The sequence below is a fragment of the Amycolatopsis sp. cmx-4-54 genome (assembly GCF_046548895.1).
Taxonomy (GTDB): domain Bacteria; phylum Actinomycetota; class Actinomycetes; order Mycobacteriales; family Pseudonocardiaceae; genus Amycolatopsis.
This window is the reverse complement of sequence record NZ_JAEBEJ010000003.1, coordinates 559,428-574,542: the sequence shown is the minus strand read 5'-3', so window position 1 is coordinate 574,542 and position 15,115 is coordinate 559,428. Positions and strand designations below refer to the sequence as shown.

General features: G+C 69.0%; 15 protein-coding genes and 1 tRNA gene. 12 read left to right on the top strand and 4 right to left on the bottom strand.

The window, feature by feature from the left end; translation table 11 throughout:
- Positions 1-7: 7 nt before the first annotated feature.
- A complete protein-coding gene (locus tag ACLJQ7_RS13020) occupies positions 8-808 on the top strand; it encodes an SGNH/GDSL hydrolase family protein (RefSeq protein WP_410648590.1) in 801 nt (266 codons plus the stop codon).
- Complete coding sequence (locus ACLJQ7_RS13015) at positions 787-1,344, top strand: TetR/AcrR family transcriptional regulator (RefSeq protein WP_410648435.1); 558 nt, start codon at positions 787-789, stop codon at positions 1,342-1,344. Before ACLJQ7_RS13020 ends, ACLJQ7_RS13015 begins: the two co-directional genes overlap by 22 nt.
- Here the strand turns inward: ACLJQ7_RS13015 and ACLJQ7_RS13010 are convergent.
- Positions 1,332-2,765 (bottom strand): phytoene desaturase family protein, encoded by a 1,434-nt coding sequence (locus tag ACLJQ7_RS13010; protein WP_410648434.1) that lies wholly within the window; start codon positions 2,763-2,765, stop codon positions 1,332-1,334. The genes ACLJQ7_RS13015 and ACLJQ7_RS13010 overlap by 13 nt on opposite strands.
- A 95-nt stretch (positions 2,766-2,860) precedes the next feature.
- Between ACLJQ7_RS13010 and ACLJQ7_RS13005 the strand changes: the two genes are divergently transcribed.
- The 6 genes from ACLJQ7_RS13005 (at position 2,861) to ACLJQ7_RS12980 (ending at position 8,075) form a co-directional block, all read left to right on the top strand.
- Positions 2,861-3,595 carry a DUF2786 domain-containing protein gene (locus ACLJQ7_RS13005; RefSeq protein ID WP_410648433.1) on the top strand — a complete coding sequence of 245 codons (735 nt, stop codon included), beginning with the start codon at positions 2,861-2,863 and terminating at the stop codon, positions 3,593-3,595.
- Positions 3,596-3,677: 82 nt separating this feature from the next.
- Positions 3,678-4,433, top strand: a complete 756-nt coding sequence (locus tag ACLJQ7_RS13000; RefSeq protein WP_410648432.1) for a GNAT family N-acetyltransferase — start codon at positions 3,678-3,680, stop codon at positions 4,431-4,433.
- Between the two features lie 28 nt (positions 4,434-4,461).
- Positions 4,462-4,803: an ArsR/SmtB family transcription factor gene (locus tag ACLJQ7_RS12995; protein WP_410648431.1), complete on the top strand. Its 342-nt coding sequence runs from the start codon at positions 4,462-4,464 to the stop codon at positions 4,801-4,803.
- The gene (locus ACLJQ7_RS12990; protein ID WP_410648430.1) at positions 4,800-5,069 is read left to right on the top strand and encodes a hypothetical protein; all 270 of its coding nucleotides are present in this window, start codon (positions 4,800-4,802) and stop codon (positions 5,067-5,069) included. The genes ACLJQ7_RS12995 and ACLJQ7_RS12990 overlap by 4 nt, the downstream gene beginning before the upstream one ends.
- Before the next feature lie 110 nt (positions 5,070-5,179).
- Positions 5,180-7,360, top strand: a complete 2,181-nt coding sequence (locus ACLJQ7_RS12985; protein WP_410648429.1) for an MMPL family transporter — start codon at positions 5,180-5,182, stop codon at positions 7,358-7,360.
- Positions 7,353-8,075, top strand: a complete 723-nt coding sequence (locus ACLJQ7_RS12980; protein ID WP_410648428.1) for a class I SAM-dependent methyltransferase — start codon at positions 7,353-7,355, stop codon at positions 8,073-8,075. Before ACLJQ7_RS12985 ends, ACLJQ7_RS12980 begins: the two co-directional genes overlap by 8 nt.
- On the opposite strand, the gene ACLJQ7_RS12975 is transcribed toward ACLJQ7_RS12980, so the two are convergent.
- Positions 8,072-9,445, bottom strand: a complete 1,374-nt coding sequence (locus tag ACLJQ7_RS12975) for a UTP--glucose-1-phosphate uridylyltransferase (protein WP_410648427.1) — start codon at positions 9,443-9,445, stop codon at positions 8,072-8,074. The genes ACLJQ7_RS12980 and ACLJQ7_RS12975 overlap by 4 nt on opposite strands.
- 205 nt (positions 9,446-9,650) lie before the next feature.
- Positions 9,651-10,223, bottom strand: a complete 573-nt coding sequence (locus tag ACLJQ7_RS12970; protein ID WP_410648589.1) for a 5-formyltetrahydrofolate cyclo-ligase — start codon at positions 10,221-10,223, stop codon at positions 9,651-9,653.
- A 218-nt stretch (positions 10,224-10,441) separates the two neighbouring features.
- On the opposite strand from ACLJQ7_RS12970, the gene glp reads away from it, so the two are divergent.
- From glp to ACLJQ7_RS12950, 4 genes are all read left to right on the top strand, one after another.
- A complete protein-coding gene (gene glp / locus ACLJQ7_RS12965) occupies positions 10,442-11,713 on the top strand; it encodes a gephyrin-like molybdotransferase Glp (protein WP_126736878.1) in 1,272 nt (423 codons plus the stop codon).
- Positions 11,713-12,384 (top strand): GNAT family N-acetyltransferase, encoded by a 672-nt coding sequence (locus ACLJQ7_RS12960; RefSeq protein ID WP_410648426.1) that lies wholly within the window; start codon positions 11,713-11,715, stop codon positions 12,382-12,384. The genes glp and ACLJQ7_RS12960 overlap by 1 nt, the downstream gene beginning before the upstream one ends.
- A gap of 161 nt (positions 12,385-12,545) precedes the next feature.
- Positions 12,546-13,358: a gephyrin-like molybdotransferase receptor GlpR gene (gene glpR, locus ACLJQ7_RS12955; protein WP_410648425.1), complete on the top strand. Its 813-nt coding sequence runs from the start codon at positions 12,546-12,548 to the stop codon at positions 13,356-13,358.
- Positions 13,359-13,447: 89 nt separating this feature from the next.
- A tRNA-Ala gene (locus tag ACLJQ7_RS12950) sits at positions 13,448-13,520 on the top strand.
- 78 nt (positions 13,521-13,598) lie between these two features.
- Here ACLJQ7_RS12950 and ACLJQ7_RS12945 read toward each other — a convergent pair.
- On the bottom strand, positions 13,599-14,219 hold the full coding sequence (locus ACLJQ7_RS12945) for a site-specific integrase (RefSeq protein WP_410648424.1): 621 nt from the start codon (positions 14,217-14,219) through the stop codon (positions 13,599-13,601).
- Positions 14,220-15,115: the final 896 nt, after the last annotated feature.

Here is a 15,115-nt window from a genome sequence, read left to right as displayed (position 1 = left end):
GATCTGGATGGGCTACCAACGTTTCGTCGCGCTCGGCGACAGCTGCGCCGAAGGGCTGGCCGATCCGCATCCGTCGGGTGGCTTCTACCGGGGCTGGGCCGACTTCGTCGCCGCACGCCTCGCCGAGGAAGAGCCCGGTTTCCGCTACGCCAACCTCGCGGTCCGCGGCCGCAGGCTCGACCAGATCCACGCCGAACAGACCCCGGCGGCGAGCAGGCTCCAGCCGGACCTGATCGCCTTGTTCGGCGGAGGCAACGACGTGATGAGCCGCGGCTGGGACGCGCGCACGGTCGCCCGCCGGGTCGACAGGGCCGTCCGCGCCTGCACCGAGATCGCGCCGGTGGTCGTCACCTTCACCCTCAGCGACATCTCCCACCGCATGCCGATGGGCCACCGCATGCGCCCGCGCCTCACCGCGCTGAACGACGCCGTCCGCGAGGCGTCCGTCAGCTACGGCGCGACGCTGGTCGACCTCTGGCCGGACGACGCCGCGCACGATTCCCGCTACTTCGGCCCGGATCGGCTGCACCTGTCCGAGGAGGGCCATCGACGCCTGGCCGGGCACGTCCTCGGCGGGCTCGGCGTCTCCCACGACCCGGCCTGGCTCGCCCCGCTGCCCGGATCGGCGGGACGCCCCGGTCTGCGCGCGGATTTACGCTGGCTGACGCGGGAAGTCCTTCCGGTCGCGGGCACCCGCTTCCGCAACCGGCTCATCGGCCGCCAGCCGGGCGATGGTTTCCTGCCGAAGCGTCCCGAACTCCTGCCCGTGCACGAGGAGACCCGGTCGTGGGCGCCCGAACCCGCCTGATCGACACCGCGGCGAACCTCCTGGCCGAAGAGGGCGTCGCCGCCGTGACGCTGCGCGGGATCGCCAAGGCCGCCGGCGTTTCGCACGGCGCGCCGCTGCGGCATTTCCCCGGCCGCGCGGCCCTGCTTTCGGCGGTCGCCACTCGCGGTTACACCGAACTGCTCGATCGCGGCATTGGCCTGCCGGACGGGACACCGCGCGAACGGCTCATCGCGGCCTGCCACGGCTATCTCGATTTCGCGCTGGCCAATCCGGCGATGTTCGAGCTGATGTTCCGCCGCGATCTCATCGACGCGGACGATCCCGATCTCACGCGGGTCAGCAGCGCGGTGTTCGACTTCTTCGCCGCGATGGTCGCCGAACTCCAGGAAGGCGGCTGGCATCGTGCGACCGATCCGCGGCTGCTCGCGTCTTCGCTGTGGGCGTCGCTGCACGGTCTCGCCCAGCTGTGGCTGTGGGGCGGGCTGGCCGGTGCGAGCTTCGCGCCGTCGCCGGAAAGGGCACTGGCCGTCACACTGGACGCCTATCTGGGCTGAACCGGGAAGTCCTTGCCCAGTACGGTTTTCGCGGCATGCCAGCCACCCATCCCATGCACGCCTGGCCCCGGCGCCGTCGCCGCCGAACACAGGTGGACGCCGTTGAGCGGGGTTCGATGCGTGTTCCACCGGGCGACCGGCCGTCCGAGCACCTGCCGCAGATCCACCGCGCCGGCGGCGACGTCACCGCCGGGGTAGTTCGCGTTGTAGGCCTCGAGTTCCGGCGCGGTGAGACAGCGGCTCGCCAGGACCGTGTCGGAGAACCCGGGCGCGAAGTGTTCGATCCGCCGACGGATCAGCTCCGTGACGTCTCGCGGATCCCCTTGCAGCACATGGCAATAGGCCCACACCGGCCGTTTGCCCGGCAGCCCGCGGGACGGGTCGAGCGCCATCGGATCCGACACGAGCACGAACCGGTCGTCCACGTCCTCCCCGCGCGCGATGGCGTTTTCGGCGGCGTACACCTCGTCCCGCGTGCCTCCCAGATGGACCGTGCCGGCCTTGCCGACCTCCGGTACCGCCCACGGGACCGGTTCGGACACCAGGAAATCGACCTTCGCCACACCGGGTCCGTATCGGTAGGACTCCAGCGCCTTCCGGTATCGCGGCGGCAGCAGATCGCGGGCGATTTCGAGGAAACCGCGCGGGGCGACGTCGAGGATCACCGTGCGCGACTTCGCGAGTTGCCGCAGATCGGTGATCCGGCTGCCGGTGTGGATCCGCCCGCCGCGCGCGCGGACGTCGGCGGCGAGCGCCTCGGTGATGGCCTGGCTGCCGCCGCGGGCGATCGGCCAGCCGGTCGAGTGCGCCAGGTGGCCGAGCAGGAGTGTCGCGCCTGCCGCGGCGAGCGAGGGCTGGCGGCCCATCACGTGCGCGGAGACTCCGGCAAGGAGCGCGGGCGCTTCCGGGCCGGTGAACAGGCGGCGCTCCAGACCGGCGGCGAGCATCGCGATCCTGGCCGGGAGAAGGGCGGCGACCCGAGGGTCGCGGGGCGGATGACGAAGGTCTCCGAGCAGGAGATCGGCCAGTTCACGGCTGTGTTCGGCCAGCGGGCCGAGCAGACGGCGCCACCGGGGTCCGTCCGTGCCGAGGGCATCACAGGTCCGGTCGAGATCTTCATAGGCGAGCCCGGCGCGGCCACCGTCCAAAGGATGCGCGTACGCGATCTCCGGCCGCAGGAGATCGACGCCGTGCGCGGCGAGATCGAACCAGCGGAAGAACGGCGACGCCGCGGCCAGCGGATGCCCGGTGGCGCAGATGTCGTGGCGGACTTCGTCTTCGAACAGCGAAGCCGTGCGCGTCCCGCCGCCGATCTCCTCCGCCGCCTCGTGCACTTCGACCGTCAGGCCCGCTCTGACCAGCAGCACCGCCGCCGCGAGCCCGTTCGGGCCGGAACCGACCACCGACACGTCGACCGTCATAGTGCCCCCTTGCCGGGATCGGCGACAGCTCACCCGAATATTGTCGGACCTCTCTCCTAGATTGATCCGCTCCAACCCAATCAGGAAGGAGGGCCATGCCCGACCATGACACGCTGCTCGCGCGCGTCCGGAAACTCCTCGCGAAGGCGGAGGACCCGGCGGTCACCGAGGCCGAAGCCGAGTCGTACAACACCAAGGCCGCCGAACTGATCGCCCGGTACGGCATCGATCAGGCGCTGCTGGCCGCCTCCGGGGCGACCGTGGACGAGATCACCCAGATCATGATCCCGCTCGACAACCCGTACAGCCGGGACAAGGCGGGGCTGCTCACGAACATCGCGCATCCGCTGCGCTGCCGGGCCCTGCTGCACCGGCTCGGCCAGTCGGTCACCGCGGTGACGGTGTTCGGGTTCCGCTCCGATCTGGAACGCACGGAGCTGCTGTACACGAGCCTGCTGCTGCAGGCGACCACCCAGCTGACCAGGGTCCGCCCGGAGAACCGGGTGTTCGCGGGCGAGTCGCTGGCGGCGTACCGGCGAACCTGGCTGCACGGGTTCTCCGGCGCGGTCTACGAACGGCTCCGCAACAGCGAGGACACCGCCGCCCGCACGCATACGGCCGCCGCCGGTCATCGCTCGGCCGAGCTCGTGATCCAGGACCGGACGGCGATGGTCAAGCAGGCGTATGACGAGCAATACGGAGACCTGCGCTCGGCGCCGCCGAGGCGGTTGTCCGGCAGCGGCTACCTCGACGGGCACTCCGCCGGCGAGCGCGCCAACCTGAACACCACCGGCATCACCGGACGGCGCCGCGCGCTGCCCGTGCGCTAGTCCGGTCGCACCACCTCGCACGGCGGAGCCGTGCCCTGAAACCACCTCGTGAGAATCGCGTGTCCTCGGGTCTACTGAGGACATGATCGTGATCGAAGACCTGGCCACCCGGCCCGACCTGCGTGAGCCCGCGCTCGCCCTCGGCGGTGTCGGCGGCGAATTCCTCCAGCACGGCCTGGCGGGCCTGCTGGCGAAGTCGTCCCACCTGGCCGCCCGCTGGCCGGAGTACTTCCTCGTACTGCTGGAAGACGGCGTACCGGTGGCGAGAACCGCCGCCGTCCCGGTCGGCTTCCCGACGACCGAACGCCCGGAACTGCCGGACCACGGCTGGGACGCCGCCCTGATCTGGGCCGCGGAAGACCTGATGAGCAACCGTGAGACGAAGACGCTGATCGCACTCGAAGTGCTGGTCGCGCCAGGCCGCCGTGGCGGCGGTCTGGCCGCGAAAGCGTTGCAGGCATTGAAGAAGCGCGCCGCTGAAACAGGAATGCACAACCTCGTCGTGCCGGTCCGCCCGGCCGGGAAGGAGAACGAACCACGACTGTCCTTTGAGGACTACATCGCCCGCCGTCGCGCGGACGGGCTGCCGGAGGATCCGTGGCTGCGCACGCATGAACGGCTCGGCGCCCGGTTCGTGAAAGTGGCGCCGTTTGCGATGACGGTCACCGGAACGTTCGCCCAGTGGAAGGCGTGGACCGGCGTCGAACTCCGGGACGGCTTGACGGCCGTGCCGGGCGGGATCGCGCCGGTGCTCGCCTCCTCGGCACTGGACCTCGGCGTCTACACCGAACCGAACGTCTGGCTCGAGCACCTGGTAGATCGAGCCAGCACCTGCTAGATTTCCTTGGCATGTGCAGGAGTGCGGCGTGAGCGCCACCGGACCGTCCGGCGACGAGCTGCTGCGACTGCTGGGGGCGCTGGCGAATCCGCACCGCCTGCGGATCGTCGCGGCACTGCGCGCGGAGCGCGCGTATGTGAGTCAGCTGGCGCGAGAGCTCGGCATCAGCCGGGCGCTGCTGCAGCTCCACCTGCGCAAACTGGAGGCGGCCGGGCTCGTGTCGGCCGCATTGGAGCTGTCGGAGGACGGGAAAGCGATGAAGTTCTACGAGGTGAAACCGTTCGTGGTCGAGCTGAGCCCGGACACCATCGCCGCCGCGGCGCCGACGCTGAGCACGCCGAAACCCGGCGACGAGGGGGAACGATCGTGAAGTGGCATCAATGGCAGGAGGTCGCCGGGCTGATCGGCATCTTCGTGTTCCTCACCGTGGTGATCACCGTGGTCGTATGGCAGTTCGGCGCGACCATCCGGGCCAGGGGTGCCCTCGCCCGCGAACAGGAATACCGCAGGCTCGCCGAAAAGGCCGTCCAGGCGCAGGAAGAGACCGAACGCAAACTCACCGAACTCGACGGGCGCCTCGCGGATCTCCAGAAGAGCGTGGCCACCGTCGAGCGGATCCTCAAGGAGGTCGACTGACCACCGGTGAAAGACCCTGGGCCGCCGAGCGGCAACTCGACGGCCCAGGAAAGAAGAAGCAAAAACCTCGCCCGAGGCATCTCACTCCTTCACGCAAAGGACTGTAGTTCATGCTGCCCGAAAAGATCGCCGCCTGGTCCATGCGGCACCGAGCGGTCACCCTCGTCGGCTGGGTCGCCCTCGTGGTCCTCGCCCTGCTGTCGGGAACGCTGCTGGACGGCGAAAGCCGTCGAAGCACCGATCCTGGCGAGTCCGGTCGCGCACAGACCGCTTTGAACGCCCAGGACACCTTCGATCCCTTACGCGAGAACGTCCTCGTCCAGGCGAAGGAGCCCGGCTCACCACCGTTCGCCGCCAACGAGGAACTCCGGCTGGCGACCGGAGACCTGGTCACCACGCTCACCCGTTCCGGTTCCGTCACCGACGTCCGCTCACCGCTGGCCACCGGCGGTGCCGAGCGGATCTCGGCCGACGGCGCGTCCGGCCTCGTCGGCTTTTCGATCGCGGGCGGGGAGAAGGACATCCGCCCGAACTTCGAAACCGCGACCGCGCTGGTCGACGAGGTCGCTTCCCGGCATCCGTCGGTCCGGCTGGGCCTGTCCGGTGATCTCAGCCTGTCGACCGTGGTCGACAAGGGCATCCGGGAGGACGTCAAGCGGTCGGAACTCCTCTCACTGCCACTGACGCTGGTGATCCTGCTGATCGTCTTCGGGACGCTGGTCGGGGCGTCGGTCCCGTTGCTGCTCGCGGGCACGACCGTCGCGGCGACGTTCGGCTTCCTCTCCGTCGTCGACGACCTGACCCCGATCAACAGCGCGACGACGGTGATCACCCTGCTCATCGGGATGGCGGTGGGCGTCGACTATTCGCTGTTCTTCCTCAGGCGGCAAAGGGAAGAACGCGCGCGCGGCCACTCCGTCGACGACGCGATCCGCATCGCGGCGCGGACGTCCGGGCACGTCGTGGTCGTCTCCGGTGTCACGGTCGTCCTGTGCGTTGGCGGGCTGGTGTTCACCGGACTCGACAACTTCACCGGTCTCGCGATCAGCACGGCGTTCGTGGTCGGACTGGCCGTGCTCGGCGCGGTCACCGTTCTGCCGGCGCTGCTCTCGCTGCTGGGCGACAAGGTCGATCGCGGCCGGATTCCCTGGCTGGGCAAGCGGCGCACCGCCGCGGAGAAGTCACGGTTCTGGTCCGCGACGGCCCGCGTGGTCACCCGGCGGCCGTCGCTGTGGGGCGGGCTCGCGGTGGCGCTGCTGATCCTGCTCACCCTGCCGGCGCTCGGCATGCGGCTGCAGGATCCGACACCGGCGGAGAGCCTGCCGCGGTCGGTCACGACGATCGACGTCGCGGTCCGCACTCAGGAAGCCTTCCCGGGCGTGGTGTACCCCGCGACAGTGGTGCTGACGGCCGCGAACGGCGGCCCGGTCGACAGCCCGGCGCTGCGGTCGGCGATCACGGATCTCGACCGGCGGATCGGGGAAACCTCCGGCGTGCTGAACAAACCCATCGCGGTGTCGAACGTCGACGACGCCGTGGTCGTCCGGGTCCCGCTGTCCGGCGCCGGCCGCGACGCGGAAGCCGATGCCGCGCTGGCGAAATTGCGCACCGAAGTACTCCCCGCGACGATCGGCAAGGTGGACGGCGTCGAGTTCGCGGTGTCGGGCCGCACGGCGAACGCGCGCGACTTCGCGGACCGGGTGGTCGAGCGGATGCCGCTGGTGCTGGGGTTCGTCCTGCTGGCGGCGTTCGTGTTGCTGCTGCTGGCTTTCCGCTCCGTGGCGGTGGCGCTGGGGTCGATCGTGCTGAACCTGCTGTCGATCGGCGCGGCCTATGGCGTGCTCACCTGGATCTTCCAGGACGGCCATTTCGCTTCCCTGCTGGGCTTCACCCCGTACGGCGGAGTCGTCGGCTGGCTGCCGATGTTCATGTTCGTCCTGCTGCTCGGGCTGAGCATGGACTACCACATCTTCATCCTCAGCCGGATCCGTGAACGCCGGGCCGAAGGCGCCGTCGCCGCGATCGTCCGCGGCACCGGCACCAGCGCGGGAGTGATCAGCGGCGCGGCGGTGATCATGGTCGGCGTGTTCAGTGTCTTCATCACGCTGAGCGCGATCGAGTACAAGATGATGGGCGTCGGGATGGCGATCGCCGTGCTGATCGACGCCACCCTGGTCCGCGGGGTGTTGCTGCCCGCTTTCCTGGCGTCGCTGGGAGAACGGGCCTGGCGGCGCGACCGTAAATCCGTGGCCGGAGAACGCGTACCGGAGCTATCGTCGCCGAATGCCTGACGCGCTCTTCGCCCACGCCCGGCTCGCACCGATCTACGACGCCTTCGACGGCGCCCGCGACGATCTGGAGCACTACCTCGGCATCATCGGCGAACTCGGGGCGAAGAGAGTGCTCGACGTCGGCTGCGGCACCGGCTGCCTGGCCGTTCTCCTCGCCGCGCGCGGGATCGAGGTCGTGGGGGTGGATCCGGCCGAGGCCTCGCTGGAGATCGCGAAGGCCAAGGACCCGGAAGGCAAGATCACCTGGGTCCACGGTGACGCGAAGGCGGCGGGTGACGCCGGCGCCGATCTCGCGGTGATGACCGGGAACGTGGCCCAGGTCTTCCTGACCGACGTCGAATGGCGCCGGACACTCGAAGGCATTCGCACCGCGCTGGTGCCGGGCGGTCACCTGGTCTTCGAGATCCGGCGCCCCGGTCGCCGTGTGTGGGAGGACTGGGCCGCCGACACCGCGCATGACGTCATCGACGTCCCCGGCGTCGGCGAGGTCGAGCAGTGGCGTGAGGTCACCGAGGTGAACCTCCCGTTCGTGTCGTTCCGGTACAGCTACCGGTTCCCCGACGGCGAGGTCGTCACCTCGGACTCGACGCTGTGGTTCCGCGAACGCGAAGAGCTGGAAGCCTTGCTGGCCGAGCACGGTTTTCGCGTCCTGGACGTCCGGGACGCCCCCGATCGTCCAGGACGCGAATACGTGTTCATCACCCAACGGGGTTAGAGGACTTCGCCGTCCGGGACGGTTTTCGGCCCGGTGATCTTCACGTCGCCGCGGACGACGACGTTCTTCCCGAAGGTGACGTCGCCGTCCACGGCGAGGCTCGTGCACTCCTTGAGCGAAGGCGCGGAAGGGATCCGCGCGTCGAAGTCCGGCAGGAGCTTGTAGAACTCCTTGCTCAGCGACACGACCGGCGGGGTCGTGGTGAACTCCGGGATCATCTCCCCGCTCTCGTCGAGCACGTACGCGTCGGACCGGACGACGAGCAGGTCGTCGGTGGTCTTGACCGGCGCGAACCGGGTCCGCGGGATTTCGATGGCCCGCGCGCCCTCGACGGAGCCGATCGCCGCGCCCATCGCCGTTTCGAGCTGGATCACCGGCGTGCTGGCCGCGTCGGCCGGATCGACGGTCTTGCGGTTCACGATCAGCGGCAGCTGCGGCGCGGCCGGGTCGGCGTCCTGGAGCGCCTTCAGCCGTTCGAGGTCGACCCAGATGTTGTTGGTGTTGTAGAACCGCCACTTGCCGACGTCGCCGAACGAGTCGTCGCCGTCGGGGACCTGCGCGGATTCACGCAGGACGATCCGGCCCGCGCGCCGCGCGAGGTGCCCGCCCTTCCGGTCGGCCGCCGTGCCGAGCACCGTCTCCATCGCGAACGGGATGTTCTCCTTCGCCAGCCACGCGGCGATCCGCGCGTCCGGCAGCGCGCCGAGGTTGTCGGCGTTGGACACGAAGCACCAGCGGATACCCTCCGCCAGCAGCGTTTCGAGCATCCCGCTCACCGCGAGCGCGATGTAGATGTCGCCGTGTCCCGGCGGGCACCATTCGAGTTCCGGGTTCGCGGGCCATTCGGCGGGCCGCCCATCGGCGGTGATCTTCGGTTCGCGCCCCTGCAGGAAGTCGGCTGGGATGACGTCGTCGGCGAGATCGGGATACTTCTTCAGCGACTCCAGCGAAGGTTCGCGGGTGCCCGCCGAATTCATCAGGATCAGCGGAAGCCGCGCGTGGTACTTCTCGCGGACCGAAAGCACCTGCAGGGCGATGACGTCGAGGAACGTCTTTCCCGGTTTGATCTCCAGCAGCGACTTCGGCCCGGTGAGCCCCATGCTCGTGCCCAGCCCGCCGTTGAGCTTCAGGACGGCGGTGCGGTCCAGCACCCGGCGCGCTTCTTCGGCGTCCGGCTCGGGCAGGTCGACGAGCCTGCTGATGTCCTCGAGCGGTTCGAGTTCGCTTCCCGGCAATTGGCCGGCGCCGGGTTCGGACAGCTGCTCGAGACGCCGCCGCAGGGCCGCCAGCTCCATGGCGTGGGCCCCCGCGGAACGCATTTTCGACAGCGTTTCGGCGAACTGATCGGACAGGTGCGCGTCAGAGCTCATTGTGCCCTTTCTGAACCACTGCGTCGGGGCGTCAGTGTCGTTGGTGAACCCGCGACCGCGATCGACGTCGGCAGGACGCGGCCTCGTCATTCCTCTCCTGGTGACGAGCAGGGCGCCCTGCCACCGCGATAGCGGGGCCCGCGGCCGGGGCGGGTTCACGCTCAGGGTCACTTCCCCGGCTACGTCTCAGCTCCGCGAACAGGCGTCAGTCTATTACCGGGCGCGGCGCCAGGCCGTGCTCCGGGGTCAGTACCCCGGTCATGCGGACGTCATGCGGTTCCGCGGGCAACTCACGCACGAGTTCGGCGTCCCGGACGACGGCGACTAGCGCGGCGTCCGGCGCGGCGAAGGAGAGCGACCGGTCGTAGTAGCCTGCGCCCCGGCCGAGCCGGACCCCTTCGTCGTCGACCGCGAGCGCGGGGATCAGCACCAGATCGGCGGTCCCCAGCGTGTCGGGACCGAGGCGGCGCCCGGTCGGTTCGAGCAGTCCCCGCAACCTGCCGGGCCCGAGACTCGACGAGCCCTCGAACGCGGCCCACTCCAGGGGCCCCGGCGTATCGGGGACGATCGGCAGCAGCACGCGTTTCCCCTGGTCGAGAAGTTGATCAAGCAGCGCCGTCGAACCCGGTTCGGTGCCGAACGGCACGTACGCGCACACGACCTCACCCGGCAACCGGGCGGCCGCGGCGGCGAGCGCCACCGCCTCCCGCGCCCGCACTTCCGACACCTGCGAACGTCGTTCGGCGGTTATCCGGGAGCGCCACTCCGCTTTGCTCAGGTGTTCATTGCCGGGCTCGACCACGTGGTCAGGTTAGGCTTCACGCCTATGACAGGCGCAGCGACCACCCCGGCGGCACGGACCACGAGGAGCTTGCCCGATCGGGCGATTTCCGCGGCTTCGGACCGCATCACTCCTGGTAACGGTGGTGAACTTCAGTTCACCGACGGGCCTTCCTCGCGTGCCTGGTCGAACGAATGGATCGAGATCCCCCAGTCATGACGGAGCCCATCGCCGAAGCGGCCGAGACCGAAGACGCGGGACAGTTCCGTTCCGTCGAGGATCAGATCGCGCTGACCCTGGACGCCGCGGTGCGCCCGCGCCCGGTCCGGGTCGCCATCTCCGAGGCCCAAGGCCTCCTGTGCGCCGAAGAGGTCGTCGCCGAACACGCGCTCCCCGGTTTCGACCAGGCCGCCGTCGACGGTTACGCGGTACGAAGCGTCGACGTCCGCACCGCGGGCCAGGAGCCCGTGCAGTTGCCGGTGGTCGGCGAGATCGCCGCCGGTTCCCGCCAGCCGCGGCGGTTGCAGCCCGGCCAGGCCGTGCGAGTCGACACCGGCGCGCCGCTGCCCACGCTCGCCGACGCCGTCGTCCCGACCGCCTACACCGACGGCCACCAGGCCAAGGTCACCGTGCACAAATCCGTGCCGTCGGCGGCCTACGTGCGCCGGACCGGCGAGGACGTGCAGATCGGCGACGTCGCCGTGCGCAAGGGCGATACCATCGGCTCGGCCCAGGTCGGCCTGCTCGCCGCGGTCGGCAGGGCGAAGGTCCTGGTCTACCCGCGGCCCCGGGTTTCGATCGTTTCCGTCGGCGACGAACTGGTCGACATCGACCGCACCCCGTCGGTCGGACAGGTCTACGACGTCAACTCCTACGCCCTGTCCGCGGCCGCGCGGGACGCGGGCGCCGAGGTGAGCCGCGTCGGCATCGTCCCCGGCGACCCGAAACGCCTGCGGGAGGTCGTCGAAGGCCGCCTGCTGATGTCGGAGATCGTCGTCGTCGCGGGCGGCGCCGGCGGAAGCGCGGGCGACGAGGTGCACGCGGCGCTGTCGGACCTGGGCCACATCGACATGACCCGCGTCGCCATGCACCCCGGTTCCGTACAGGGCTTCGGCAGGCTCGGCCCCGATTCGGTGCCGACGTTCCTCATCCCCGGCAACCCGATGAGCGCGCTGGTCGTGTTCGAGGTCCTGGTCCGCCCGCTGATCCGCGCCGCGCGCGGCACCCGCAACCCGCACCGCCGGATCGTCGGCGCGCGGCTGCTCTCCCCGATCACCTCGACCAAGGGACGCAAGGGTTTCCTGCGCGGCCAGCTGCTGCGCGACGAGGGCAACGGCGAATACCTGGTGCAGCCGCTCGGCACCTCCGGCGCGCATCTGCTGGCGTCACTCGCCGAGGCGAACTGCCTGATCAACATCGACGAAGACCTCACCGAGGTCGCCGCGGGCGAGCAGGTCAAGGTGACCTTCCTGGCCCAGCGGGCGTAATGGGCGCACCGATTTCCGGCGTCGCGTATCCGATCGAGAGCAGGCATCCGGGCTGGCCCGCGAGGCTGGGCCCGCTCCGGGTGCCCGCCGGGGTCCTCGCCGTCCGGCCGGTCCGGCTGCGGGACGCCGGCGACTGGAGCCGCGTCCGGCTGCGGGATCGCGAACACCTCGAAATGTGGGAACCGACCGGCGTCGGACCGTGGCCGGATCGCAACGCGTATTGGTCGTGGCCGTCCCAATGGCTGGCCTTGCGTGGCCTCGCCAGACGCGGGCAATGTCTCCCGTTCACCATCACGGTGGATGGACGCTTCGCCGGGCAGATCACTGTGGGTAACGTCATCCGGGCGTCGCTCCGCTCCGCTTGGATCGGCTACTGGGTGTCGTCGGACATCGTCCGCGGCGGCGTCGCGACCGGCGCCGTCGCCCTCGTCACCGACCATGTCTTCGACTTCGGCGGGTTGCACCGGCTGGAGGCGACCGTCCGTCCCGAAAACACCCCCAGCCTGCGGGTTCTCGCCAAAGCGGGCTATCGCCAAGAGGGACTTTTCGAGCGCTATCTCGATGTCGCGGGCCGCTGGCGGGACCATTTCTGCTACGCCGTCACCAAGGAGGAGACCGGTGACGGACTGGTCTCGCGGCTCGTCGCGAAGGGCCTCGCGGAGCGCGTTTGACCCCGTCACCGGGTCGTTCCGGTGACCGCGTTACCACAAGCTGTGAGATTCACCTAATTTGGTGATGCATTTTCCGTGATCGAAACCGGCGAGTCTGCGCGGCGTGTGTGACTGTTGTGGCTAGCGTGACTACAGCAGTGGATCGGGGGAGGTGACGGGAGATGCCCAGTTCGGTGATCATCGTCGCGCTCGCAGCGGCATGGCTCGTCGTTCTCGTGCCCATGGTCGCCCGCAAGCGCCAGCAGGTCGCACGGACGACGGACTCGGCCTTGGCGGCGCGAGTCGTGCGGAGCGGGAGCACACGCCACGAGGGACCGGAGGAGTTCGCCATGGCGGAGAACACGGAACCATCGGTAGAAGACGACCTGGCCGAACTCGAGGCGGAGCTCGACGCCGACCTCGAAGACGAGGCACCGGAGGCCGAGCCGCTTCCCCAGCCCTCGCGCACGACCCGGCCCGAAAGAGAACGCCAAAGCGCCGGTTACCGGCCCGGCCGGGGCGGATTCGACCCGGAAGCGGCGGACATCGCCGCGCGCGCCAAGTACGCGTTCCGGCAGCGGATCGTCATCGCGCTGCTGGTGCTGGTGGTCACCACCGCGGCCGTCGCCGGCTTCCTGACGCCGACGGTCTGGTGGGCCAACGGTGTCATCGACGCCGTCCTCATCGGCTACCTCGTGTACCTGCGCCGCCAGGTCCGCATCGAGAACGAGATCCGGCAGCGCCGCCTCGCCCGTTTCAACAGCACCCACGTCCCGCGCCGCCCGGCGATCGGCGATGACGGCGAAACCCACGAATCCCGTGAGGACATCGAGGTCGTCGCCACCGAACGTCCGGCAGTCGTGGAGCGCAAACCGTCCCCGATGTCCCGTCTCCGGCGCCAAGCCGTCGTCGTCGACCTCGACGACGAGGATCCGGCCTTCCACGAGCTCGACGAGCCCGGGACCAGGCCTTTCCGGCGGGCCTCCGGAGAGTGACCCCCCTCGTTCGAGGCTCCGTGAGCCGCTGCTAAGCTCATGGAGCCTCAACTGAGGGGCAAGTTTCACCAGGGGCTCAAGTTTTACCAGGGGCTGTAGCGCAGTTGGTAGCGCGTCTCGTTCGCATCGAGAAGGTCAGGGGTTCGATTCCCCTCAGCTCCACAGCAGGTCAAAGGCCCTTCCCAGGGAATCGGGAAGGGCCTTTTCGCTACCCGTACAGCAGCGAAGTACAGCAGCAGGTCATTGCAAGCTGTCTCCGAGTTTCTTGAGCGCCGCCCGCGTCTGCTCCGACGAGATCTCGGTGTAGATCTCCATCGTGACCGCGAACTGAGCGTGCCGGAGAATCCGCATCGCGACCCGAGGGTGAACGTCGAGATCCGCCAGCAGCGACCCGCAGGAGCGACGGCCATCGTGCACGGTGATGTACCGAACACCCGCCTTCCTGCATCGCCTCGCCCACGACCGTAGGAAGTTACGCGGCTCGATCGGCGTGCCGTGCTCGGTCGTGAACACGAGCCCGCTGTCCAGCCAGGCGTCTGCCTTCTCCTTGTCTCGCCCCCGACGCTCCAGCCGCAGCTTCAACGCTGTTGTGACGATGTCGATCAGGGGCATGGTGTCGTCAGACGTCGGTGTCTTCGTCTGGCGATGGAGAAGCTTCTTCTGAACCCTTTGCAACTGCCAGGAGATATCCAGCTCCGACGTCTCGAAGTTGATCGCCTCGTCAGGGAGACCCAGCACTTCACCCTCACGCATGCCCATGATCAGGACGAGCGCATACGCCGCGTACAGCGGGTCGTTCTCCGCCTTCGCCGACTGAGCGTCGGTTGGCGACGGCGCGAAGCGCCGCGGAGCGACGAGCATGGGCGGGCAGCGGTGCAGATCGAGTGGCGGCTGCGGAAGGTCATGGCCTCCCGCAACGTCTGGAACGCGACCGAACTGCGCGAGCTCCTCGTCCAGCGTGCCGGGTTCGAACTGTCTCTCCAGTCGGTTGACGTGCTGATCAAGAAGCCGCCGGTCCAGTCAAGGTGGCGACCTTGCAGGCCCTGTGCACGACGTTGCGGTGCACGCCGAACGAGCTGGTCGGGATCGACGCGTCGCGTGACGTCTCGCTCGTCGAACCGGACAGCATTGAGGTACGCGGCGAGCAGTGAGCTCGCAGCGCAAGCGGCGGCGACGGCCCTCGCCAACGGGGCGGGGTGAACGCCTTCCCCTGTCAGTCCTGCCGAACCGAGCGTGGTTTGGATCTGTCGATACCAGCTCAGCGCGAAGGACAAGCAGTTCGACTCGGTGCGGTGGCTCGGACCGCATCCGGGGACGTAGCGGCCACGCCTGCTCCATGACATCGAGTCCGAACTACAGAGAGCTTCGGCGTACCGATTGAGGCCGGTGATCTTGATGCCGAAGCCGTGCACGTTCAGGTTGCGCGTGGCGAAGGCGCGCATGATGCGCTTGACGTCGGCGCTGCTCTGGCGGCGGTTGTCGCGGCAGTGGCCGTGTCCCGTTGTGAGCGTGTCGCGTTGCGACACAGCCAATGAAGCCCATCGGAGCCATGTGCGTCCACATTAGACGATCGGACTTGCGATCGGTGGATGGTGATGTCGTGTCGCGGTACGCCTTTGGAACAGATCTTCGTTCAGCCGCATGGTCCAGTGATCCTCGACTTCCTGGCGGTGGGGAGGGTGCGGACGTTGTTCGGCGAGTCGGTGCGCTGTCGAAGCCGGAGGATCTCTTCGTGCTGCGCGGCGAGTTGTGACAAC